At 60.2% G+C, this 25,049-nt stretch carries 17 protein-coding genes; 8 read left to right on the top strand and 9 right to left on the bottom strand.

Annotated elements, in window-relative coordinates; translation table 11 throughout:
* Positions 1 to 63: 63 nt before the first annotated feature.
* Positions 64 to 495 carry a hypothetical protein gene (locus QMX86_RS00270; protein WP_122705078.1) on the top strand — a complete coding sequence of 144 codons (432 nt, stop codon included), beginning with the start codon at positions 64 to 66 and terminating at the stop codon, positions 493 to 495.
* 17 nt (positions 496 to 512) lie between these two features.
* On the opposite strand, the gene QMX86_RS00265 is transcribed toward QMX86_RS00270, so the two are convergent.
* The 4 genes from QMX86_RS00265 to putP form a co-directional block, all read right to left on the bottom strand.
* Positions 513 to 833, bottom strand: coding sequence for a hypothetical protein (locus tag QMX86_RS00265; protein ID WP_122751665.1), 321 nt, complete (start codon positions 831 to 833; stop codon positions 513 to 515).
* A 331-nt stretch (positions 834 to 1,164) separates the two neighbouring features.
* The gene (locus QMX86_RS00260; protein ID WP_282384840.1) at positions 1,165 to 1,878 is read right to left on the bottom strand and encodes a DUF4123 domain-containing protein; all 714 of its coding nucleotides are present in this window, start codon (positions 1,876 to 1,878) and stop codon (positions 1,165 to 1,167) included.
* Complete coding sequence (gene tssI, locus QMX86_RS00255) at positions 1,868 to 3,883, bottom strand: type VI secretion system tip protein TssI/VgrG (RefSeq protein WP_282384842.1); 2,016 nt, start codon at positions 3,881 to 3,883, stop codon at positions 1,868 to 1,870. Before tssI ends, QMX86_RS00260 begins: the two co-directional genes overlap by 11 nt.
* A 348-nt stretch (positions 3,884 to 4,231) precedes the next feature.
* Positions 4,232 to 5,716: a sodium/proline symporter PutP gene (gene putP, locus QMX86_RS00250; RefSeq protein ID WP_016772011.1), complete on the bottom strand. Its 1,485-nt coding sequence runs from the start codon at positions 5,714 to 5,716 to the stop codon at positions 4,232 to 4,234.
* Between the two features lie 458 nt (positions 5,717 to 6,174).
* On the opposite strand from putP, the gene putA reads away from it, so the two are divergent.
* On the top strand, positions 6,175 to 10,128 hold the full coding sequence (gene putA / locus QMX86_RS00245; RefSeq protein ID WP_282384844.1) for a trifunctional transcriptional regulator/proline dehydrogenase/L-glutamate gamma-semialdehyde dehydrogenase: 3,954 nt from the start codon (positions 6,175 to 6,177) through the stop codon (positions 10,126 to 10,128).
* 258 nt (positions 10,129 to 10,386) lie between these two features.
* On the top strand, positions 10,387 to 12,189 hold the full coding sequence (locus tag QMX86_RS00240) for an acyl-CoA dehydrogenase (RefSeq protein WP_282384869.1): 1,803 nt from the start codon (positions 10,387 to 10,389) through the stop codon (positions 12,187 to 12,189).
* Positions 12,190 to 12,280: 91 nt separating this feature from the next.
* On the opposite strand, the gene QMX86_RS00235 is transcribed toward QMX86_RS00240, so the two are convergent.
* The 3 genes from QMX86_RS00235 to QMX86_RS00225 form a co-directional block, all read right to left on the bottom strand.
* A complete protein-coding gene (locus tag QMX86_RS00235) occupies positions 12,281 to 14,218 on the bottom strand; it encodes a methyl-accepting chemotaxis protein (RefSeq protein ID WP_282384870.1) in 1,938 nt (645 codons plus the stop codon).
* Between the two features lie 99 nt (positions 14,219 to 14,317).
* The gene (locus QMX86_RS00230) at positions 14,318 to 14,620 is read right to left on the bottom strand and encodes a cell division protein ZapA (RefSeq protein ID WP_016772014.1); all 303 of its coding nucleotides are present in this window, start codon (positions 14,618 to 14,620) and stop codon (positions 14,318 to 14,320) included.
* On the bottom strand, positions 14,617 to 14,847 hold the full coding sequence (locus QMX86_RS00225) for a hypothetical protein (RefSeq protein ID WP_016772015.1): 231 nt from the start codon (positions 14,845 to 14,847) through the stop codon (positions 14,617 to 14,619). The genes QMX86_RS00230 and QMX86_RS00225 overlap by 4 nt, the downstream gene beginning before the upstream one ends.
* Positions 14,848 to 15,124: 277 nt before the next feature.
* Here QMX86_RS00225 and QMX86_RS00220 point away from each other — a divergent pair, with 277 nt between their 5' ends.
* The 4 genes from QMX86_RS00220 (at position 15,125) to selO (ending at position 23,687) form a co-directional block, all read left to right on the top strand.
* Positions 15,125 to 16,750: a methyl-accepting chemotaxis protein gene (locus QMX86_RS00220; RefSeq protein ID WP_122751660.1), complete on the top strand. Its 1,626-nt coding sequence runs from the start codon at positions 15,125 to 15,127 to the stop codon at positions 16,748 to 16,750.
* Between the two features lie 294 nt (positions 16,751 to 17,044).
* Positions 17,045 to 18,787 (top strand): potassium/proton antiporter, encoded by a 1,743-nt coding sequence (locus QMX86_RS00215; protein ID WP_024011302.1) that lies wholly within the window; start codon positions 17,045 to 17,047, stop codon positions 18,785 to 18,787.
* A 34-nt stretch (positions 18,788 to 18,821) separates the two neighbouring features.
* The gene (gene mscK, locus QMX86_RS00210; protein WP_160768478.1) at positions 18,822 to 22,175 is read left to right on the top strand and encodes a mechanosensitive channel MscK; all 3,354 of its coding nucleotides are present in this window, start codon (positions 18,822 to 18,824) and stop codon (positions 22,173 to 22,175) included.
* 48 nt (positions 22,176 to 22,223) lie between these two features.
* A complete protein-coding gene (gene selO, locus QMX86_RS00205) occupies positions 22,224 to 23,687 on the top strand; it encodes a protein adenylyltransferase SelO (protein ID WP_273528415.1) in 1,464 nt (487 codons plus the stop codon).
* Between the two features lie 5 nt (positions 23,688 to 23,692).
* On the opposite strand, the gene QMX86_RS00200 is transcribed toward selO, so the two are convergent.
* Positions 23,693 to 24,055: a type II toxin-antitoxin system PemK/MazF family toxin gene (locus tag QMX86_RS00200; RefSeq protein ID WP_041477600.1), complete on the bottom strand. Its 363-nt coding sequence runs from the start codon at positions 24,053 to 24,055 to the stop codon at positions 23,693 to 23,695.
* Positions 24,055 to 24,324, bottom strand: coding sequence for a hypothetical protein (locus QMX86_RS00195; RefSeq protein ID WP_008077592.1), 270 nt, complete (start codon positions 24,322 to 24,324; stop codon positions 24,055 to 24,057). Before QMX86_RS00195 ends, QMX86_RS00200 begins: the two co-directional genes overlap by 1 nt.
* 236 nt (positions 24,325 to 24,560) lie before the next feature.
* On the opposite strand from QMX86_RS00195, the gene trxC reads away from it, so the two are divergent.
* Positions 24,561 to 24,995: a thioredoxin TrxC gene (gene trxC / locus QMX86_RS00190; RefSeq protein WP_024011297.1), complete on the top strand. Its 435-nt coding sequence runs from the start codon at positions 24,561 to 24,563 to the stop codon at positions 24,993 to 24,995.
* Positions 24,996 to 25,049: the final 54 nt, after the last annotated feature.

Here is a 25,049-nt window from a genome sequence, read left to right as displayed (position 1 = left end):
TGAGGGGCTTTGCTTTTATAGCGTTAAACTGGCAAACCATGAACGACAGGAAGTCAAAAACTCATGCGATATCTGATCATCTGTTTACTCAGCCTTCTTAGTCCATACCTCGCCCTTGCCGACGAAACCCACATTGAACAGGCACGCCAGACACTAAAGAACTACGGGCTGAGCCACTGCATCCTGAAGCCATTCAACGAACGCTCAGCGCTGGAAAAAGACATTGCACTGTCCGCCAATGCCTATTCGTTCATGGGCAAAGGCATGCATACCATCCTGCAAAATGAAGACACGCTGCAGGTGCTGCACGATCCCTATAAAGAAACCCGAAACTACGTGTTGGCGGCTTACGAGCAGACACCTTCAAACAGCAAATACTCGAATGAAAAAGTAGTGTTTCTTGGGTGCCTGCATGTCTACAACTCCGAGGCGTTCAACATTTTTATCAAAACTCAGGATGCGTACATTTCCGACCGACGCGTTGATATCTATTAACGATCTGTTGATCTTTTTCAGGCGGGCAAGCTGCGCAAGCGCTTGCCGATGACATCCAGCACATCACAGCCATCGCGCAATGGGATGGCGCACAGCAGGGCGAAGTCGCTGAGGATCACGGAGTCGCATTCGATCGAGCCGCGCATGCACATGTTTTCCAGGACCTGGACCACGGCGCGGATGCGATGGTTGGCGGCGTCCATGAGGATGTCGAGGGGCACGTGGGTGTCGACGAACAGGCTGGGCATGTCGCTGCAATTGCCGGTGAGGGCCATGAAGCGGTTGTCGGGGTGAGGAGTGATTTTTTCGTAGGGTGAATCAGTATGCATATTGGTCATTTTCCGGGTCCCATGATTGATAAACGTGAGCCGCCATCACACCTTCCTACGGGTTAGGGTGGCAGCTGTGCGCGGGAGTAGGAACCGAGCAATCATGGACCTCGGCCACGCCGAAGCGTGCCCCACGCACAGCCACCGCGAACGATCTTACGGACTTGAACCAAGTGCCGCAAAAAGCCAACGAACTGTAACGTCATGAATGCGGGAATCCTTCACCCTGCCACCACTCTCGCGGTGACAATGAAAAGACTATCCCTGCAACCCACCACGCACCAGTTCATGAAAACCGCCGCGATTCGAAGGAAACGTCCGAAGCGTTTGCCCCGAAATTTCACTCTGTCTCTGCCAGCAAAAACTCCAGAAGCGCCGATCGTGACGAATCTTCCGACATCGATAATTTGAAAAACTGCCCGACCTTGCAGCGCAAAACAGCCTCGGGAAACGCCTCGAACACGGCCGGTTGCTCCTCGCTCAGCCATTGCAAAGCATTGGCGATGCGTACGCTTGCATCAGTCTGCGCCAAGAGCGATTGCGGCACGCTCCACCACGGAAAGACCCGCCCCGAAACCAGCGCACGGCCCCCGATTTCAATGGCCTGGCCATTGATCAAGGCTCGTGAAACGACTGGCAGCCATTGCGCGGGAATGACCTCGTCAGAGTGCAAAAGAGGCAGCAGAAACCGACCATCCCAAAAGCGGAAAAACACGGTTTTACCGTCCGGCATCAGCACCTGAGTGAGGCTGCGGAAATGCTCGACCAGCACGTCAAGATCCGCCGAAGACACCGCCAACCATCCCCAATCCCGGGATTCTGTTTCCGCCACCCAACGTAAAAACTCACTGTCTGCAGCGACAATTCCCACGTAGGGCATCACCGCGTCCCACTCGGCATAAATGGTCTCGGCCCAGACCGGATTCGCTATCCCCTGCCAGGCTTTGAAGGCATCGGCGTCGCTGGCGCGACTGAAAATGGCGAACAGTTGTTCCGACGCATGCAGCGGCTGCCGGGCCAGCCATTGTTCGGGCGTCAATTCCTCACGCTGCACAAACACCATCCTTACAACGCTCACACTCCTCGCAGAATGGCGCATCACCTTTGAGACTCATGATCTGTGCGGCGGTGAGAATCGCCGTCGGCGCAGCGGCCAGTTTCTCCGGCAATCCCGGCACCACCGGTGCCGCACTCGTTGCCGCCATTGGCGCGCCGCCCACAACAATCGGCACGCTGCTGAAAATTCCGCCGGGACCAATGTTGATCCACTGTCCGCCGGCCTGAATCGTCGCGCTCGCGCCGCCATCAATGACCACTTGCTGGCCTGCGCTGATATGGATCTGCGCCGAGGCGCTGGTGGCCTGGCTGTTTACCCGAACCTGTCGGTCGCCAAGCACGGACAAATGATCATCCTGTCGGACCTCGGTCTGGCGCTGGCCGTGGGTGATGCGCTGTTCGTCGGCCTTGAGTTCATGGCGGGCAGTCCCTGTGACCACCACACTGCGCTGATTATCAACCTGCAACTGCTGGTCATTGAGCACATGCTGGGTCCAGTTGCGCTGGGCACGCAGGTAGATTTCCTCGGCGCCTTTTTTATCCTCGATGCGCAGTTCGTTATAACCGCCACCGCCGGGACTGCTCTGGCTGCGGAACACGCTTCGGGTCTTGTCTGCCGGCAGATCCAGCGGCACCGGGGTTGCCGCATTCGGCAGGCAACCCATGACCAGCGGCTTGTCGGCATCGCCATCAATAAAGCCGACCAGCACTTCCATGCCGACTCGCGGAATCAACACGCTGCCATAGTGATCGTGAGCCCAACCGGTCGCGACGCGCAGCCAGCAACTGGAGTGCTCATTGAGTTCGCCATCACGATCCCAGGCCAGTTGCACTTTGACCCGGCCATATTCATCGCAATGGATTTCCAGGTCTTTCGGGCCGGTGACCACGGCAGGTTGATAGCCCGACATGCGCGGTTTTTCCAGGCACAGCGCCGGACGAAAGACCACGTCCCACGGCGTGGCGACGAAAGTATTGCGGTAGCCCTGGAAGGATTCGCCATCGCTGGTCACCGATTCCTCAAGCACCTGCGGCTGACGGCCGCGATGCTCGACACAGGTGAGCAACCACAGATCATTCCAGTCGCTGCGCGGATGCTCGGTGAGTTGCAGAAAATGCCCGCAGACCAATGAAGACTCGTCGCTGCTGCCCTCGGCCTGACGGTAATCGGCAACGTGCCGTTCCAGCGCACGGCGCGTCAGGTGTCTGCCGGTTTCACGATCACTGAATTGGCCGGGGAAGTGATAGTCCTCCAGCACCGGACGCTGCTCGCCGTCACTGCGACTTTCCAGAGACAGGCGTGGTTTTTCGAAGTTGTAGTCGCGCCGGGTGACGACGCTGGTGCGGGTTTCCACGCGCACGTTGAACCGTTGAATCGCCGGCGCGCCAGCCGACATGCCGCTGCCCGGCAAATACAGCGTCGGCTCGGGCAGCTTGGGGAACACAGTCTGGTCGTCGCCGAACACCAGCAAATGGCCTTCGGGGCTGTGCTGAAAGTGGTAATGAATGCCGACTTCGGCACACAGGCGCTGGATAAAGGCCAGATCGCTTTCGGCGTATTGCACGCAGTACTCGCGCTCCGGGTATTCGCTGCCCAGGCGAAATTCAAAGGCATCGCGCAGGATCGAATGATCCTTGAGGATCTGCGTGACTATCTGCGGCACGCTCTGATGCTGAAAAATCCGCTGGTTGATGCGATGCCCCAGATACGTCAGACGCGGGACAAGGCTGAGGTGATAGCGTGTCAGACGTTTCCCGGAATCGCCCTGCCCGACCTGATAAATCTGACCATGAATACCGCAACCCTGAGCATCGAAACTTAGAAACGCCTGACCATGCAGCAGGCTTTCCAGATCCAGGTCCGGCCGCTCGCTGACCAGTTCCAGCTCGAAGCGAAAAGGTTGGCTGATGGCTTCCCTGCCCGTGAACTCAAGGACTTTGAGGTCATGCCGGGCGCCTTCGAGTGTCAACGTGAAACGCGGTTGATTGGCAGGCGCGAACATCCGATGTCTCTCTGCAGTGTGAGGGCGGGCGATTCTGCATGAGGGGCAAGGGGTGCTGAGCAGGTGACGGGAAATTCAGATTTGCCCTACGTGGATTGCTGAAAGGACCTTGTTAATTCGGCCGTTCGACTACAGACAATTCAATCAAACCTGCCACCCACCCTGTGGGAGCTGGCTTGCCAGCGATGAGGTCGGCACATTCAACTTATCGCTGACTGACACTCCGTCATCGCTGGCAAGCCAGCTCCCACAGGGTTCTCCAGTGTTGTTGAAGAATTACAGGCAACAAAAAACGGCCCGCTTCCTGTAGGAAACGGGCCGTTTTCATGTGAGCCGAAGCTCAGTCCATCACTTGTTCAGATGGAAGTCTTTTTCCGCTGCCTCGAAACGCTCAACCATGCCGCGAGTCGGCTCACCCGCCTTGCTGACAAAGTAGATGGCCAGGCTGGCGAAGATGAAGCCCGGAATGATTTCGTACAGACCCAGCAGTTCGAAATGCTTCCAGACCACCACGGTGATCGCGCCGACCAGAATACCGGCCAGTGCGCCGTTGCGGGTCATGTCTTTCCAGACCACCGAAATAAGCACCACCGGACCGAATGCAGCACCGAAACCGGCCCAGGCGTAGGACACCAGGCCCAATACGCGGTTTTCCGGGTTGGCAGCCAGCGCGATAGCAATCAGGGCTACCAGCAGCACCATGGCACGACCGACCCAGACCAGCTCCAGTTGCGAAGCGGATTTGCGCAGGAAGGCTTTATAGAAGTCTTCGGTCAGGGCGCTCGAGCACACCAGCAACTGGCAGCTCAGGGTGCTCATCACCGCAGCCAGAATGGCCGACAGCAGTACACCGGCTACCCATGGGTTGAAGAGGATTTTCGCCAGTTCGATGAACACGCGCTCCGGGTTCTCGGTCACAGGACCGGCGACTTCCGGGTGCGCCGAGAAATAGGCGATACCGAAGAAGCCCACCGCAACGGTGCCGCCCAGGCACAGGATCATCCAGGCCATGGAAATGCGACGCGCCTTGGCGATCGATTTCACCGAATCCGCCGCCATGAAACGCGCGAGGATGTGCGGCTGGCCGAAGTAGCCCAGACCCCAACCCATCAGCGAGATGATGCCGATGAAGGTGGTGCCTTTGAGCATGTCGAAGTTGCTTGGATCTTGCGCTTCGATGGCGAGGAACGTGGTGTCAACGCCGCCTGTGGCCAGCAGGACGATGATCGGCGTAAGGATCAGCGCGAAGATCATCAGCGTGGCTTGGACGGTGTCGGTCCAGCTCACCGCGAGGAAACCGCCGATGAAGGTGTAGGCAATCGTCGCCGCAGCACCGGCCCACAGCGCCGTTTCGTAGGTCATGCCGAACGTGCTTTCGAACAGACGGGCACCAGCGACGATGCCGGAAGCGCAGTAGATGGTAAAGAACACCAGAATCACGATCGCCGAGATAATCCGCAGCAAGCCGCTTTTATCTTCGAAACGGCTGGAAAAGTAATCCGGCAGAGTCAGGGCATCGCCGTTGTGCTCGGTCTGCACACGCAGACGGCCGGCGACAAACAGCCAGTTCAGGTAGGCACCGACGATCAGGCCGATGGCGATCCAGCTTTCGGACAGACCGGACATGTAGATGGCGCCCGGCAGGCCCATCAGCAACCAGCCGCTCATGTCGGAGGCACCGGCAGACAGCGCGGTGACTACGCTGCCGAGGCTGCGACCACCGAGAATATAGTCGGAAAGGTTGTTGGTGGAGCGATAGGCCATCAAGCCGATCAGCACCATTGCTGCGATGTAGATCACGAACGTGATCAGGGTTGGATTGCTTACGCTCATTGAGTTACGCCCTGGCTTTGTTTTTATGTAGCGGCGGTGGTGAACCGCTCGCAAACGACGACGTTTGGCAGACGATCCGGGATTCCGCGCATTTAAGACTGATGTTTCCCCAGGAAAGCCATCAGCCGATGCACCGGGTTATTCCCGGTTGCACCTTGGCGGCGAATGCTATGCAACAAAGCAAATAAGGTGCAACCAGTTTCGCGAGAATTAGTTGCACCCAGTCGGATTAATCGACGATCGCCCCGTTTTTGCTCCCTTTTGTGGCAGTCATGGCTCTTTGCTAGAAGCAAAAGCACCAAGCAGGAGCAGCACTTTCGTACCAGAAATTATTTCCTGACGAGCTGCGTATTATTCCGGCAAAAAAAGGGTTGCACCCGGTTGCACCTCATTCAACGCACGGCTAATCTTGCGGCCAGCTGATGCCACGCAACTGTGGCAACCATGAGGATAAAAATATGGCTACCACCACCCTTGGGGTCAAACTCGATGACCCGACCCGCGAGCGCCTGAAGGCTGCCGCAACCTCGATTGATCGCACGCCGCACTGGCTGATCAAGCAGGCAATTTTCAATTACCTGGAAAAACTCGAGGGTGGTGCAACCCTGACCGAGTTGAACGGTTTGACCGCCAAAGACGCCGATGACGCAGGCGAAGTGCAGACCGATCACGCTCACCAATGCTTCCTCGAATTCGCTGAAAGCATCCTGCCGCAATCGGTTCTGCGTGCTTCGATCACCGCCGCCTACCGCCGCCCTGAGCCGGAAGTGGTGCCGATGCTGATCGAGCAGGCGCGCCTGCCGGCACCGATGGCCGAAGCCACCAACAAACTCGCCGCGACCATCGCCGAAAAACTGCGTAACCAGAAAAGTGCCGGCGGTCGTGCCGGTATTGTTCAAGGTCTGTTGCAGGAATTCTCCCTCTCGTCCCAGGAAGGCGTGGCGCTGATGTGCCTGGCCGAAGCGCTGCTGCGCATCCCGGACAAAGGCACCCGCGATGCGCTGATCCGCGACAAGATCAGCACCGGCAACTGGCATCCGCACCTGGGCAACAGCCCTTCGCTGTTCGTCAACGCTGCGACCTGGGGCCTGCTGCTGACTGGCAAACTGGTCTCCACCCACAACGAAGCCGGCCTGACTTCGTCGCTGAGCCGCATCATCGGCAAGAGCGGCGAGCCGATGATCCGCAAGGGCGTCGACATGGCCATGCGCCTGATGGGCGAGCAGTTCGTTACCGGCGAAACCATCGCCGAAGCGCTGGCCAATGCGAGCAAGTTCGAAGCCAAAGGCTTCCGCTATTCCTACGACATGCTCGGTGAAGCGGCACTCACCGAAGTCGACGCACAGAAATACCTGGCCTCGTACGAACAGGCGATCCACTCGATCGGCAAAGCGTCCCACGGCCGTGGGATTTATGAAGGCCCGGGCATTTCCATCAAGCTCTCGGCACTGCACCCGCGTTACAGCCGTGCGCAGTACGAGCGGGTGATGGACGAGCTGTACCCGCGTCTGCTGTCGCTGACCCTGCTGGCCAAGCAATACGACATCGGCCTGAACATCGACGCCGAAGAAGCCGACCGGCTCGAGCTGTCGCTGGATCTGCTCGAACGTCTGTGCTTCGAGCCGCAACTGACCGGCTGGAACGGCATCGGTTTCGTCATCCAGGCTTACCAGAAGCGTTGCCCGTACGTGATCGACTACGTGATCGATCTGGCCCGCCGCAGCCGTCATCGCCTGATGATCCGTCTGGTAAAAGGTGCGTACTGGGACAGCGAAATCAAGCGCGCCCAGGTCGAAGGCCTGGAAGGCTATCCGGTCTACACCCGCAAGGTGTACACCGACGTTTCCTACATTGCTTGCGCACGCAAACTGCTGTTGGTACCGGAAGTCATCTATCCGCAGTTCGCTACGCACAACGCCCACACCCTGTCGGCCATTTACCACATCGCCGGTCAGAACTATTACCCGGGCCAGTACGAATTCCAGTGCCTGCACGGCATGGGCGAACCGCTCTACGAACAGGTTGTCGGCAAGGTTTCCGAGGGCAAGCTGAACCGTCCGTGCCGCGTGTACGCACCGGTCGGCACTCACGAAACCCTGCTGGCTTACCTCGTACGTCGCTTGCTGGAAAACGGCGCGAACACTTCGTTCGTCAACCGCATCGCCGACCAGTCGATTTCGATTCAGGAACTGGTGGCCGATCCGGTGGCACAGATCGAGCAGATGGCCACCGTGGAAGGCGGTTTCGGCCTGCCGCACCCGCGCATTCCGCTGCCGCGTGATCTGTACGGTGCCGAGCGCGCCAACTCCAGCGGCATCGACATGGCCAACGAACATCGCCTGGCCTCGCTGTCCTGCGCCCTGCTCGCCACCGCGCACAATGACTGGAAAGCCGCGCCGATGCTTGGTTGCGCTTCCAGCAACGAAACGCCGGTTGCGGTGCTGAACCCGTCCGATCACCGCGATGTGGTCGGTCACGTTCAAGAAGCTACCGTCGAAGACGTCGACAACGCCATTCAATGCGCGCTGAACGCCGCGCCGATCTGGCAGGCCACCCCGCCGGCCGAACGTGCGGCAATTCTGGAACGTGCCGCTGACTTGATGGAAGGCGAGATCCAGCCGCTGATGGGCCTGTTGGCTCGCGAAGCCGGCAAGACCTACGCCAACGCCATCGCCGAAGTCCGCGAAGCCGTCGATTTCCTGCGTTATTACGCAGTGCAGGCGCGCAACGATTTCAGCAACGACGCCCACCGCCCACTCGGTCCGGTGGTGTGCATCAGCCCGTGGAACTTCCCGCTGGCAATTTTCAGTGGTCAAGTCGCTGCCGCTCTGGCCGCAGGCAACCCGGTACTGGCCAAACCGGCCGAGCAGACTCCGCTGGTAGCGGCTCAGGCTGTGCGCCTGATGCTCGAAGCCGGCATCCCGGAAGGCGTGCTGCAACTGCTGCCGGGCCGTGGTGAAACCGTCGGCGCCGGTCTGGTCGGTGACGAACGCGTCAAAGGCGTGATGTTCACTGGTTCCACCGAAGTCGCGCGCTTGCTGCAACGCAACATCGCTGGCCGTCTCGACAGCCAGGGCCGTCCGATTCCGCTGATCGCCGAAACCGGTGGCCAGAACGCGATGATCGTCGATTCCTCGGCACTGACTGAACAAGTGGTGATCGACGTGGTGTCGTCGGCCTTCGACAGCGCCGGTCAGCGCTGCTCGGCGCTGCGGGTACTGTGCCTGCAGGAAGATTCCGCCGATCGCGTCATCGAAATGCTCAAAGGTGCCATGGCCGAAAGCCGTCTCGGCAACCCGGAGCGTCTGTCCGTGGACATCGGCCCGGTGATCGACGCCGAAGCCAAGGCGGGCATCGACAAGCACATCCAGGGCATGCGCGACAAAGGTCGCAATGTTTACCAGGTGGCGATTGCCGACAGCGAAGAGGTCAAGCGCGGCACCTTCGTCATGCCGACCCTGATCGAGCTGGAAAGCTTCGACGAACTGCAACGCGAAATCTTCGGCCCGGTACTGCACGTGGTGCGCTACAAGCGCAAAGAGCTGGATCAACTGATCGGCCAGATCAATGCCTCCGGTTATGGCCTGACGCTGGGCGTGCACACGCGCATCGACGAGACCATCGCCAAGGTGATCGACAACGTCAACGCCGGTAACGTCTACGTCAACCGCAACATCGTCGGTGCCGTGGTCGGCGTGCAGCCATTCGGCGGCGAAGGCCTGTCGGGTACTGGCCCGAAAGCCGGCGGCCCGCTGTATCTGTACCGCCTGCTGTCGACGCGTCCTGCCGACGCCATCGAACAATCCTTCGCCCGCGGTGATGCCATCGTCGCCCCGGACGTGCGTTTGCGCGATGCCATGAGCCAATCGTTGAACGCGCTGAAAGCCTGGGCCGACAACAACAAGTTCGCCGACCTGAGCACCCTGTGCGTGCAATACGCAGCGCAATCGCAGAGCGGCATCACCCGCGTGCTGGCAGGTCCCACCGGCGAGAAAAACAGCTACGCGATCCTGCCGCGCGAGCACGTGCTGTGCCTGGCGGAAGTTGAAGGTGATCTGCTGACGCAACTGGCGGCGGTGCTGGCGGTGGGCGGTTCGGCGGTGTGGCCGGAAACCGAGCTGACCAAGTCGTTGTTCGCCCGTCTGCCGAAGGAAGTGCAGGCGCGGATCAAACGCGTTGCCGACTGGAACAAGGACGAAGTGGTGTTCGATGCCGTGCTGCATCACGGCCACTCCGACCAGTTGCGCGGCGTCTGCCAGCAGATCGCCCAGCGTGGCGGTGCAATCGTTGGCGTTCAGGGCCTGTCCCAGGGCGAGACCAACATTGCCCTGGAGCGTCTGGTGATCGAACGGGCATTGAGCGTGAACACCGCTGCGGCGGGGGGTAATGCCAGCTTGATGACGATCGGTTAAACCGCTGTAAATCCAGGCGACCCCGATGGTCGCCTGGTACGCAATACTCTGTGGGAGCGAGCCTGCTCGCGAAGACGGCGTTTCAGTCGACATCAATGTTGTCTGACCCACCGCTTTCGCGAGCAGGCTCGCTCCCACAGTTGTTTTCGGTGTTTGTTAAGTCCGCGCGCGGCTCCAACATCACGCTTATCAATCATCCTGTTCAGTCTTTATCAGCACGCCTAGACTCGGCCCAACCCAATTTCCAGGTAAGCCGCCATGTCCGAGACGCTGCTCAGTTCCCGCAATCTGGCTTTCGAGCTGTACGAAGTCCTCGATGCCGAGGGCCTGACCCGGCGCGAGCGCTTTGCCGAGCACAATCGCGAGACCTTCGACGCCGCAATCGGCACCGCGCGCAACATCGCCGAAAAGTATTTCGCCCCGCACAACCGCAAGGGCGATGAAAACGAGCCGCGCTATGAAGATGGCCAGGCCATTCTGATTCCCGAAGTGAAACCGGCGGTGGATGCCTTTCTCGAGGCCGGCTTCCTCAACGCCGCACGCAGCTTCGAGGCCGGCGGCATGCAATTGCCGACCCTGCTGTCGCAAGCCTGCTTCGCGCATTTTCAGTCCGCCAACGCAGCGTCGACCTCGTACCCGTTCCTGACCATGGGCGCGGCCAATCTGATCGAGAGCTTCGGCAGCGAAGAGCAGAAACAGCGCTTCCTGCAACCGATGATCGACGGACGCTTCTTCGGCACCATGGCCCTGACCGAGCCGCATGCCGGTTCGTCACTGTCGGATATTCGTACCCGCGCCGAGCCTGCATCCGACGGCACCTATCGCCTGAAGGGCAACAAGATTTTCATTTCCGGTGGCGACCATCCGCTGTCGGAAAACATCGTGCACATGGTTCTGGCCAAACTGCCCGACGCCCCACCGGGGGTGAAAGGTATTTCGCTGTTTATCGTGCCGAAGTTTCTGGTCAACGACGACGGCAGCCTCGGCCAGCGCAACGACGTGCTGCTCGCCGGCTTGTTCCACAAGATGGGCTGGCGCGGCACCACATCGACGGCGCTTAACTTCGGCGATAACGGCGAGTGCGTCGGCTATCTGGTAGGCAAACCGCACCATGGTTTGAGCTACATGTTCCAGATGATGAACGAAGCACGAATCGGCGTCGGCATGGGCGCGGTGATGCTCGGTTATGCGGGTTACCTGTACTCATTGGAATATGCGCGTGAGCGGCCGCAGGGCCGGGTGCCGGACAGCAAGGATCCAAGCACAGCGCCGGTGGCGATCATTCAGCACGCCGATGTCAGACGCATGTTGCTGACGCAGAAGTCCTACGTCGAAGGGGCATTTGACCTCGGCCTGTATGCCGCGCGGTTGTTCGATGACACCACCACGCTGGAAACCGAAGCCGAACGCAAACAGGCTCATGAGCTGTTGGACCTGCTGACGCCGATCGTCAAATCCTGGCCTTCGGAGTTCTGCCTCAAAGCCAACGAACTGGCGATCCAGATTCTTGGCGGCCACGGCTACACCCGTGAGTACCCGGTGGAGCAGTACTACCGCGACAACCGCTTGAATCCGATCCACGAAGGCACCCACGGCATCCAGTCACTGGATTTGCTCGGGCGCAAACTGGCGCAGAACGGTGGCGCCGGTCTCAAGCAACTGATTCGGTTGATCGCCAACACGGCCGAACGCGCGACTGCGTACGACTCGCTGAGCGCACTGCGCGAACCACTGGAAAAACTCGTTGCCCGCCTGCAAACCGTGACCATCGGCCTGCTCACCGATCTGGCCCAAGGCAAGGTCAACAGCAGCCTGGCGAACTCGGCGCTGTACCTGAAAGTGTTCGGCCACGCAGTGATCGGCTGGCGCTGGCTGGAGCAGGCGATTCGCGCCGAGGAAGGCCTGGCCAAAGGGAATGCGGCGGATGTCGACTTCTATAAGGGCAAGTTGCAGGCGGCGCGGTATTTCCTGACATGGGAAGTGCCGGGTTGCCAGCATGAGCTGGACTTGCTGGAGGCGCGGGATGATACGTGTCTGGCGATGCAGGACGCGTGGTTCTAAAAGCAAAAGATCGCAGCCTTCGGCAGCTCCTACAGGAAACGCATTCCAATGTAGGAGCTGCCGAAGGCTGCGATCTTTTGATCTTGATCCTTTAGCTCAACTTGAACCCACCCATCTGCCGCGCCAGATCATCCGCCAGTTTCTGCAACATCTGGCAGTCTTCGCGACAAGCCCTGACCTCCCCCGCCGTCGCCCGCGCCAGATCGGAAATCCCCTGCACGTTGCGGTTGATCTCTTCGGTCACCGCCGACTGTTCTTCGGTCGCCGTCGCCACCTGATGGTTCATATCGCTGATGCGCTCAACCTGGCCGGTGATCGCCGTCAGCGACGCGCCGGTACGCTGGCTCGATTCAACCCCGGTGCCGGTCGCGGCCTGGCCGGTGCGCATCGATGACACGGCGTTTTCCGCGCCTTGCTTGAGGCTGCCGATCATCAGTTGAATTTCGTCGGTCGAGGCCTGGGTCCTGCGCGCGAGGGTGCGCACTTCATCGGCGACCACCGCGAAGCCACGGCCCATATCGCCGGCGCGGGCAGCTTCGATGGCGGCGTTGAGCGCGAGCAGATTGGTCTGTTCGGAAACGCCACGAATCACCGCCAGCACCGAATCGATCGACGCCACTTGCTGCGCCAGCTCACCCACCGCCCCTGCCGCCACGCCGATCTCGTCGGACATGCTTTCGATATGACGGATCGAGCCACCGACCACTTCCCGTGCCTGCAACGCCTCATCGCGCGCGGTTTGCGAGGCAAGCGCGGCGTTGCCGGCATTTTGGGCGATCTCCTGCACGGTCAGGCCCATTTCGTGGACGGCGGTGGCTACCATGTCGGTCATTTCCTGCTGCCGGCCGGAACGCTCGGCGGTGTTGTCCACCACCGTCGCCACTTGCCCTACGGCCGTGCGCAGGCGCTCGCTGGTGGTCAGCACTTCACCGATCATCGCGCGCTGGCTATCGAGGAAACGGTTGAAGCCGCGCGCGAGGTCGCCCAGCTCATCGGCACGGCTGGAATCTAACCGGTGAGTCAAATCTCCACCACCGCTACCGATGGCCACCAGCGCCCGTGTTACTTGTCGAATCGGTCGCACCAGCCCCTGCGCCAGCCACACCACCAACGCCAGGCAGACCAACGCCACCACCAGACCGATGCCGCCACTCATCCACATCGCTTTCCGTGCTTCGGCGTAGATCTGCGACTGCGGCACTTCGGCCACCAGCGTCCAGCCGAGATCGCGCAGCGGCAGGCTGAAGGCGAGGAAGTCTTCACCGTCGCGCTGGAAGCTGCTGTTGACTGCATCCTTGTGCCCCATCAGCGCTTGCGCCGCATTGGCACCGATCTGCTCGGTCAAGGTGCGTTTACCGCTGAACTGCGCCTCAGGATGGACCTGAATCAGACCGTCGGAACGCACGAGATAGACCTTGCCGCGTTCACCGAAACTGAAATTGTGGATCAGCTCCGACAGCTCTTTCATGCTCAGCCCCAGCCCGGCGACACCGACGACTTTACCGGCCTGCTCGACCTTCAGATCGATGAACAGGGCCAGCTCGCCAGTGGCGGCGTCGTTGTCGATATTGAGGGTGCGCGGCTGATTGCTGTCGAGAAAGGAATAGAACCAGGCGTCGGCCGGTTTCGCGCGACTGAGGGTGCGATCCAGGCCTTTTTCGGTGATGTAGTGGTTGGATTCGGTGCCGATGATCAGCGCAGTGAAGGCCTTGTGTTCGGCGCGGATGCCTTCCAGATACTGGGCGAAGAGCGCAGTTTTGCTGCTGTCCTCGCCTGTCGCCAGCCAGTCACGCACCATGGTGTTGCTGGCGATGTCCTTGGCGGCGGTGAGCGGTTGCACGAGGATGCGTTCGATATCGTTGCGCGTCGCTTCAATGCTCGACGGCAGCGCTTGTTCGACCAGATAGCTCTGGGCGAGGCGGTTGACCACCAGGGTATAAATGCCAACCACAATCACGATGCTGATCAGCAGGGCCGCGCCCATGCCGAGAATCAACTGCCACTGAATACTGCGTCGCCACCACTGCATGGAGCACCCCCAAGGAATAAGTGGCCGAAATACTGCAACAGCCGTGCCGATTGTATACAAGCCAACCGACAATCTATTCCCTGGTTGTGCGCAACCCCATCAGCCCTGACTGATGGTCTTGGCAATCGTCTCGACCGTGGCGCTGACTTGCTCTTGATAACGCTCGAGTTCTTCTTTGTGCTGCTTCTTCATTTCGATCTGCTGCGAGCACAGATTCATCGCCGCCAGCACCAGCAAACGGTCGCCGATCAGCGTCGGGTATTTGCGCTTGGTGTCTTCCAGCGTGGCCTTGAGCATCATCGCCGCGTCCAGCAGGGTCTGTTCTTCCCCGGCCGGTGCCTTGATCGAATAGTCCTCGCCGAGAATGGAGATGACTTTTACCCCTGCTGTGCCGTGGTTCATGCGCTGACAGGACCGGCATTGACGCGATCAACCAGCGCCTGAATGCGCGCGGCGGTGGCGCCGTGTTTTTCTTCCTGCTCCATCAGGTTCAGCTGCAGGTTTTCGTTTTCATCCTTGGCCTGGGCCAGTTCCGTGGACAGGGTCTGGTTGGTCTGCAGCAAGGTCTGGTTCTGTTGCACCAGGTCGCTGACGAGCTGTTCCAATTGGCTGAGGGATGCTTCCAACATTTTGATCTTCCAAGCGTTTTTCAAAGGGCGCGTACGATAAAGAAAAGTCACCACGGATGCCAGGGTTAAACCGGCGCAAGGCCTTGATTTTCCTGGGTGGCGAAGCTTCTCGCGAGTTTAAAAGACTGTGATTGATCGATCTGGTTCCTGCACTTCGTCGCTCAAGCCTGTCTGCGACAAATACGCACACCACCTCAAGACTTTAGTCGTATGACCGATAAGTCACCCATACAGCAGTCTCAGCCCGCATGGATGCGGCCCTTTTCGGTATCCGCCCATGTCCCTTCGCAATATGAATATCGCCCCACGGGCGTTCACCGGCTTCGCCCTGATCGGCGGCCTGATGTTGATCCTCGGCGTGTTTGCGCTGAACCAGATGAGCAAGATCCGCGCGGCCGGCGAAGACATCGCTACCGCCAGCGTGCCGTCGATCAAGGCTCTGGACGAATTCACCCAGCTGACCCTGCGCCTGCGCGTGCTGTCCTACCGTTTGCTGATCAACCGCGAGCCCGACGTGCAGCAGAAAACCATCGAACTGTTCGACATGCGCAACCGCCAGATCGCCGATGCGCAACGCGCCTACGAGCCACTGATCTCCGGGTCTGAAGAACGTGCGGCGTACGATCAGTACGTGCAATTGCTGGCGCAGTACCGTCAGCTCGAAGAGCGCATGAAAACCCTGTCGCGCAACAATCAGATCGACGAGTTGCGGCAGATGCTCAACAGCGATTTGCTGAGCAATTCGGAAGCGGTGAATACCGCGCTGGCGCGCTTGCTGGAGATCAACACCCAGCAGATCGCCGAGACTGATCAGGGCGCGAAGGATCAGTACTCGCTGTCGTTCAATCTGGTGGTGACCCTGCTGGTGATCGCCAGCGGCCTGACCCTGCTGTTCGCCTGGTTGCTGACCGTGAGCATTACCAAGCCGATTTCCAAGGCACTGGAGGCGGCGGAAACCATCGCCGAAGGCAACCTGACCCAGCCGATCCATGTCGACGGCGAAGATGAAGCCGGGCGCCTGCTGGCGGCGATGGCGAAGATGCAATCGAAGCTGCGCGACACCCTGCAGCGCATCTCCGGTTCGGCCACACAGCTTGCGTCTGCTGCGGAAGAGCTGAACAGCGTCACCGACGAAAGTGCTCGCGGCTTGACTCAGCAGAACAACGAAATCGAGCAGGCCGCCACTGCGGTCAATGAGATGACCAGCGCTGTCGAAGAGGTCGCGCGCAACGCGGTCAGCACTTCGGAAGCCTCGAAAAACGCCACCACTTCGGCGGGCGACGGTCGTGATCTGGTGCAGGAAACCGTCAGCGCCATCGAACGCATGAGCGCCGATGTGCAGAGCACCGCGTCGCTGATCGGCGACCTGGCCAATGAGTCCCGCGACATCGGCAAGGTGCTCGACGTGATTCGTGGCCTCGCCGATCAGACCAACCTGCTGGCATTGAACGCAGCGATCGAAGCGGCGCGCGCCGGTGAGGCCGGGCGTGGTTTCGCCGTAGTGGCGGACGAAGTGCGCGCTCTGGCCCATCGCACCCAGCAGTCGACCAGCGAAATCGAACGCATGATCGGCAGCATCCAGAGCGGCACCGAACACGCCGTGGATTCGATGCGCAACAGCACCGAGCGCGCCGAATCGACGCTGAACATCGCCCGTGGCGCCGGGATGTCGCTGGACACCATCAACAGCGCCATCGTCGAAATCAACGAGCGCAACCTGGTCATCGCCAGCGCCGCCGAAGAGCAGGCGCAGGTGGCGCGGGAAGTCGATCGCAATCTGGTCAACATCCGCGATCTGTCGGTGCAATCGGCGACCGGCGCGAATCAGACCAGCGCGGCGAGCAATGAGCTGTCGCGCTTGGCGCTGGATCTGAACAACATGGTTGGGCGGTTCAGCCTGTAACACACCTCGCTGGAGCTTCCCCTGTGGTGAGGGGATTTATCCCCGTTGGGTGGCGAAGCCGCCCCAAAAGCAGCGTATGCGGTTCCCTTTAAGGATCCGCGTACAGCGGTTTTACGACGGCTGCGCCGCCGAACGGGGATGAATCCCCTCGCCACAGTCATCACTCGCCGCATTTCCAGGGTGATTCTGCAGAAAAGCTTTTTGACAGCATCACATTTCAACAGGTTAGAATCGCTGGCACGCAGACTGCATGGTCAGTTTGTGCCTCGTCTTTACGCTTCTGGAGTACTGCCTTTGAATGCGACGACCATCAACAGCCTGTTCTTGATCGGCGCGTTGCTGGTAGGCGCAAGCATTCTTGTCAGTTCTCTTTCTTCACGTCTCGGCATTCCGATTCTGGTCATCATTCTCGCGGTCGGCATGGCTGCCGGGGTCGATGGTGGCGGGATCATTTTCGATAACTACCCGACGGCCTATCTGGTCGGCAACCTCGCCCTGGCAGTGATCCTGCTCGACGGCGGCTTGCGTACGCGGGTGTCGAGTTTCCGCGTGGCCTTGTGGCCGGCGCTGTCGCTGGCCACGGTCGGGGTGTTGATCACCACTGGGCTGACCGGCATGGCCGCAGCGTGGCTGTTCGACCTCAATCTGATTCAGGGCCTGCTGATCGGCGCCATCGTCGGTTCGACCGACGCCGCTGCGGTGTTCTCGCTGCTCGGCGGTAAAGGCCTCAACGAACGGGTCAGCGCCAGTCTGGAAATCGAATCCGGCAGCAACGACCCGATGGCGGTGTTTCTCACCGTCACCCTGATCGACATGCTCGCCAGCGGCGAAACCGGCCTGCACTGGAGCCTGCTGACCCACCTGATCCGCGAATTCGGCATCGGTGGTGTGATCGGTCTGGGCGGCGGTTGGGTGATGCTGCAACTGGTCAATCGCATCAATCTCGCCGCCGGGCTCTATCCGATCCTGATCATTGCTGGCGGTCTGGTGGTGTTCGCGCTGACCAACGCCTTGCATGGCAGCGGCTTCCTCGCTGTCTATCTGTGCGGTCTGGTGATCGGCAACCGCCCGGTGCGCAGCCGCCACGGCATTCTGCATATGCTCGACGGCATGGCCTGGCTGGCGCAGATCGGCATGTTCCTGGTGCTGGGCCTGCTGGTCACGCCCCACGATCTGCTGCCGATCGCCCTGCCCGCCCTCGGTCTGGCGCTGTGGATGATTCTGTTCGCGCGGCCGCTGTCGGTGATGGTCGGCCTGCTGCCGTTCAAGGCCTTCCACGGTCGCGAAAAAGCCTTTATTTCCTGGGTCGGCCTGCGCGGCGCGGTGCCGATCATTCTCGCGGTGTTCCCGCTGATGGCCGGGCTGCCGCAAGCGCAGCTGTATTTCAATCTGGCGTTCTTCATCGTGTTGGTGTCGCTGCTGGTGCAGGGCACAAGCCTGCCGTGGGTGGCCAAATTGCTCAAGGTGACGGTGCCGCCAGAACCCGCGCCGATTTCCCGGGCGGCACTGGAAGTGCACGTCACCAGCGAGTGGGAACTGTTCGTTTACAAGCTCGGCGCGGAGAAATGGTGCATCGGCTCGCCCCTGCGTGAGCTGAAAATGCCCGAGGGCACACGCATCGCGGCGCTGTTTCGTGGCCAGCAACTGCTCCATCCGTCGGGTAGTACGGTGCTGGAAGTCGATGATTTGCTGTGTGTTATTGGCCATGAACACAACTTGCCGGCCCTCGGCAAACTGTTCAGCCAGGCACCGCAACGCGGCCTCGATCTGCGTTTCTTCGGCGACTTCGTGCTCGAAGGAGACGCCCAGCTTAAAGCGGTTGCAGCGCTGTATGGCTTGCCGGCCGAAGGCATCGATCCGGACATGACCCTGGGTGCGTTCATTGCGCAAAAAGTCGGGGGTGCTCCCATCGTCGGCGACCAGGTGGAGTGGAACAACACCCACTGGACGGTGGCGGTCATGGACGGGAACAAGATCGGCAAAGTGGGCGTCAGATTCCCCGAAGGAAGTCGCCCGGGCCCCGGACTCTTCCTCTAAACTGCTCCCACTCTCACTTGCTTGACCGGTCTCTATGCCTACCCTGCGCTCCTTTTTCGCCGCGGCCCTGCTGGGCCTCAGTCTTGTCGTCGGCCCGCTGCATGCTGCCGAACCACCGTCCAGCGATGCCGTGCAGGCCAGCCTCGACAAGCTGGCCGACAGCAAACTGCCGGACGCCGACAAGAAGACCCTGCAGACCGTGCTGCAGAACACCCTCAATCAGCTGAACAACCAGCGTGATTACGAGCAGAAACTGATCGATCTCAAGCGTCAGCTGGCCAACGCGCCGAAGCAGACGATTGAAAATACCCGCGAACTGAGCCGCCTCAAGGCCACCGCACCGGTGCCGGTCGCGCAGCGTTTTCCTAAGGAGTCGATTCAGCAACTGGAGCAGATCCTTACCGATCGCTCGACCCAGCAGAGCGATCTGCAAAAAGCCCTGGCCGAAGCCAACAGCCTGATCATCACCGCACAGACTCGCCCCGAGCGTGCGCAGGCGGAAATTTCCGCCAGCCAGACGCGCATCCAGCAGATCAACACCATCCTCAAATCCGGCAAGGACACCGGCAAAACGGTCACCGCCGAACAGCGCGACCAGTTGAACGCCGAACTGGCCGCACTCAATGCGCTGATTCCGCTGCGCCGCCAGGAACTGGCCGGCAACACCCAGTTGCAGGATCTCGGCAATGCCCAGCACGACTTGCTTTCGGAGAAATCCGACCGCCTCGACCGCGAGATCCAGGAACTGCAAACCCTGATCAACCAGAAACGTCTGGCGCAGTCGCAGGAAACCGTTACCCAGCAATCGATCGAAGCGCAGAAGGCCGGCGGCAGCAGCCTGCTGGCGAGCGAGAGCGCGACCAACCTCAAGCTTTCCGACTATTTGCTCAAGAGCACCGACCGTCTCAACGAAGTCACGCAGCAGAACCTGCAGACCAAACAGCAACTCGACACCCTGACCCAGAGCGATTCGGCACTGGACGAGCAAATCAACGTGCTCAAGGGCAGCCTGCTGCTGTCGAAAATCCTCTACAAACAGAAGCAGGCGCTGCCGCACTTGAAGGTCGACCGCGACCTCGCCGACCAGATTGCCGATATTCGCCTGTATCAGTTCGATGTCAGCCAACAGCGGGAGCTGCTGAGCAATCCGGCGACCTACGTCGACAATTTGCTGGCCACGCAGCCGCCGGAGCAGGTCACGCCGCAATTGCGCAAAAGCCTGCTCGATCTGGCTAACACCCGCGCTGATCTGCTCGAGCGGCTGAACCGCGAGTTGAGCGCGATGCTCAATGAATCGATCACCCTGCAGCTCAACCAGAAACAATTGCTGAGCACCGCGCAAAGCCTGCGCGCGACCCTCGACGAACAGATGTTCTGGATCCCCAGCAACAAACCGCTGGATGTGGAATGGATGCGCGGTGTGCCCGAGCGTCTCGAGCGACAGGTCAACACCCTGCCTTGGGCATCGAGCCTGAGCGAACTGGCTGACGGCCTGACCCAGCGGCCATTGCTGTTCTTGCCTCTGGCGCTGCTGATCGGCGCCCTGTTGTGGCGCCGCAAGGCGCTGTACGGACGACTCAACAAGGTTCACCAGGACATCGGCCACTTCAAGCGCGACAGCCAGTGGCACACGCCGCAGGCGATTCTGATCAACATCCTGTTGGCGATGCCGGTGGCGTTGGGTCTGGCGCTGTGCGGCCTGGCCTTGCAGATTGACGCGCGGGGGCAGAACGCCAACATGGGCGCGGCGCTGTTGCAGATGGGCCAGGCCTGGCTGGTGTTCTACACCGCGTACCGGATCCTCGCGCCGGGTGGCGTGGCGGAATTGCACTTCCGCTGGGAAAAACCGCAGGTCGAGTTCCTTCAGGGCTGGGTGCGTCGACTCGGCCTGGTAGTAATGGCGCTGGTCGCCGTGGTGGCCGTCGCCGAGTTGCAACCGGCGGCGCTGGCCGATGACGTGCTCGGCATGCCGGTGGTGCTGACCTGCTACGCCTTGATGGCATGGCTGCTCAGTCGCCTGCTGATCAGCAGCCCGACGCACCAGAATGCCTCGCTGTTCCGCAAAGCCGTCGGAGTGATGTTCACCCTGCTGCCGATCGCCCTGTTTGTCGCGGTGTGCTTCGGCTACTACTACACCGCGCTGAAACTCAGCGATCGCTTGATCAACACCCTGTACCTGCTGATGTTCTGGCTGGTGATCGAGGCCACCTTTGTGCGGGGCCTGAGCGTTGCCGCGCGGCGTCTGGCTTACCAGCGCGCGCTGGCCAAGCGGCAGGCGGCGAAAGAGGCCGGCGACGGCGAAGCGGTGATCGAAGAGCCGACCCTGGACATCGAAAAGGTCAACGAGCAGTCCCTGCGCCTGATTCGTCTGGCCCTGCTCGGCGGCTTCATCGCGGCGCTGTACTGGGTCTGGTCGGACCTGATTTCGGTGTTCTCGTATCTGGACAACATCACCCTCTACGAATACACCAGCGGCACCGGCGCCAACATGAGCATGGTGCCGATCAGCATCGGCGACATGCTCGGCGCGCTGATCATCATCGGCATCACCTTCGCGCTGGCGCGCAACTTGCCCGGTCTGCTCGAAGTGTTCGTGCTGTCCAAACTCAATCTGGCTCAGGGCAGCGCTTATGCGACAACCACGCTGCTGTCCTACGTGATTGCGGGCGTCGGTTTCGTCACCACGCTATCGACCCTCGGCGTCAGTTGGGACAAGTTGCAGTGGCTGGTGGCGGCGCTGTCGGTAGGCCTGGGGTTCGGTATGCAGGAGATCTTCGCCAACTTCATCTCCGGCATCATGATCCTCTTCGAACGCCCGGTGCGGATCGGCGACACCATCACCATCGGCAACCTCTCGGGCACGGTAAGCAAGATCCGCATCCGCGCCACGACCATCACCGACTTCGACCGCAAGGACATCATTGTCCCGAACAAGACATTCATCACCGGGCAACTGATCAACTGGTCGCTGACCGACACCATCACCCGCGTCACGCTGAAACTGGGCGTCGATTACGGCTCGGATCTGGATCTGGTCAAGGAACTGCTGCTCAAAGCGGCCCGGGAAAACCCGCGTGTGCTCAAAGAACCAGAGCCGCACGTGTACTTCCTCAACTTCGGCGAAAGTACCCTCGACCACGAACTGCGCATGCATGTGCGCGATCTTGGCGACCGCAACCCGGTGCTGGATGAGGTCAACCGCTTCATCAATCGCGAGTTCAAGAAGCAGCACATCAACATCTCGTTCCGGCAGATGGAGGTTTATCTGAAGAACCTTCACGGCCAGGAATACAAGATGGTGCCGGTGGAACCCGAGAACAAAACCATCGTGCCGATCGTCGACGGGCAGAAACCGTCGCAGGAACCGCCACCGAGCAAACTCGACTAACCGACATGGTCCCAGCAGAATGCTCGGACATTCTGCTGGAGCCGGCCCGTGAAAGCCCTCGACGAACTGACTTTCGACAACCGCTTTGCCCGCCTGGGCGACGCGTTCTCTGCGCACGTGCTGCCCGAGCCGATCGACAACCCGCGTCTGGTGGTCGCCAGCCCGGCCGCTCTGGCCTTGCTCGATCTCGATGCGGCCAGCGCCGACACCGAAGAATTCGCGCAACTGTTTGGCGGCCACAAGCTGTGGGCCGACGCCGAGCCACGGGCGATGGTGTATTCCGGCCATCAGTTCGGCGGTTATACCCCGCAACTGGGTGACGGGCGCGGCCTGCTGCTGGGCGAGGTGTACAACAACGCTGGTGAGCACTGGGACCTGCACCTCAAGGGCGCCGGGCAAACGCCCTTTTCGCGCATGGGCGATGGTCGCGCGGTGCTGCGCTCATCGATTCGCGAGTTTCTCGCTTCCGAAGCGCTGTACGCGCTGAACATCCCGTCTTCGCGGGCCGCCTGCGTGATTGGCTCCGACACGCCGGTCTGGCGGGAAAAGCAGGAACGCGCGGCGATGGTGCTGCGTCTGGCGCCGAGCCATATCCGCTTCGGCCACTTCGAATATTTCTACTACACCAAACGCCCCGAGCAGCAGAAACAGCTCGGCGAGCACGTGCTGGCGATGCACTTCCCCGAATGCCTGGAGCAACCGGAACCGTATCTGGCGATGTTTCGCGAGATCGTCGAGCGCAACGCCGAGCTGATCGCCAAGTGGCAGGCCTACGGCTTCTGTCACGGCGTGATGAACACCGACAACATGTCGATCCTCGGCATCACCTTCGACTTCGGCCCGTTTGCCTTCCTCGATGACTTCGACGCGCATTTCATTTGCAACCACTCCGATGATCAGGGCCGCTACTCGTTCAGCAATCAGGTGCCGGTGGGCCAGTGGAACCTCAGCGCGCTCGCCCAAGCGCTGACGCCGTTCATCAGCGTCGAGGCCCTGCGTGAAACCCTCGACTTGTACCTGCCGCTGTTCCAGGCGCACTACCTCGACCTGATGCGCCGCCGCTTCGGCTTCACCACCGCCGAGGACGACGATCAGCAACTGCTGGAAAACCTGCTGCAACTGATGCAGAACAGCGGCGTCGACTACACGCTGTTCTTCCGCCGCCTCGGTGAAGAGTCAGCCGAACAGGCCATCGCCTACCTGCGCGATGACTTTGTCGATATCAAAGGGTTCGATGCCTGGGGCGAGCGCTACGTCGCCCGGGTCGGCCGCGACGGCAATGCCGATCAGGAACAACGCCGCGCACGGATGCATGCCGTCAATCCGCTGTACATCCTGCGCAATTACCTTGCGCAAAAAGCGATTGATGCGGCTGAGCAAGGCGATTATTCCGAGGTGCGCCGGCTGCATGCGGTGCTGAGCAAACCGTTCGATGAGCAGCCGGGGATGGAAAATTACGCCGAGCGACCGCCAGAGTGGGGCAAGCATATGGAGATCAGTTGTTCGTCGTAGGCGCTTCAGCTTAGCGGGTCGATTGCACTGATTACACGGTCGACGATGTCAGACATTGTCACGTCATCCAGTCGCTCGATGAATTTGGCCGTGCCGTCTCGTACCCGTTGTTCTATGTCAAAACTGCGAACCTGATTACACACCGCTACACCATTGGTTTCGTGGCCAGTAATGGCGACCGCCAAACCCATATTCCGGCTGAAATTCCCACCGCTAGTAACAGGCACCGTCATGCTCACGCCCAATGCGTTGATCTCTCTGGGCGTGATCACCACAAAGCGATGTCTGTTCATCATCTCCCGCCCCGCCACTGGGTTTGGATCAATCCAGTAAACGTCACCCCGCTGAGGGGGCTGTCGGCGCACCATCAACCCAGCTCCCGGCCGACAGAATCACCTTCAAGGGTCTCGCTAGTCTGGGCGTTAAGTTTCTGCAATTCTTCTGCGCCTTCGAGTAGCTCTGACAAACTATAACGCTTACGGGTAGCGGCTACGGCTGGACGAGCAATCAGTTCGCCATCGACCACATTCAGCTCTAGCTGTGCGCCAACCTCCAGATGCAACAACTTTAAAAGCGTGGGCGGAATCGTAATGACGGCAGCGCCGCCTTGGCGGCGTATCTTGGAAGTTACGGACATTATGTCGCTCCGATTTGATGCATAGGAATCATCGATTCCTGGATTAGTGCAACAAAAGTAGCACGCAGATAAAGACAAAGCGATCTCCTCACGACAAGCGTAAAACGCCGAATTGGTCTTCAGACTAGCCATCGATCCCGGAACGGTTTTAAGAAAAATGTGAGCAGTTGCGACATTGATAAGTTAGCAGATCGACTCCAAATCAGTTCTATAGACTGCCTATCAGAGAACCAATCATGACCACCCCACTCCTCATCCCCTGCCCCACCTGCAACGGCCTCAATCGCATCCCCGCCGAGCGCCTGGCTGACCAGCCCAAATGCGGGCGCTGCAAGTCTGCGGTGTTGTTGAGCAAACCCTTCGAACTCAAGCAGGGCGATTACGCCAGTCAGATCAAGGGCGATCTGCCGTTACTGGTGGATGTCTGGGCGGACTGGTGCGGGCCGTGCAAGTCGTTTGCGCCGGTGTTCGAACAGGCTGCGGCGCAGCTGGCGGGCAAGTGTCGGCTGGCCAAGCTCGACAGCGAAGCGAATCAGCAGTTGTCGGCGCAGTTGGGGATTCGCTCGATTCCGAGTCTGATTCTGTTTAAAAACGGCAGGGAAGTGGCGCGGCAGAGCGGTGCGTTGCCATTGCCGCAGTTGATGGCGTGGCTGCGTAGCCAAGGCATCTGACCCAACACAGACCACCCTGTGGCAGCGAGCGTGCTCGCGAAGGCGGTCGATCAT

Source organism: Pseudomonas sp. PS01270 (assembly GCF_029959775.1).
GTDB lineage: Bacteria > Pseudomonadota > Gammaproteobacteria > Pseudomonadales > Pseudomonadaceae > Aquipseudomonas > Aquipseudomonas atacamensis.
Note: the sequence above shows the minus strand (reverse complement) of the source record. Positions and strands in the feature narration are given on the sequence as shown.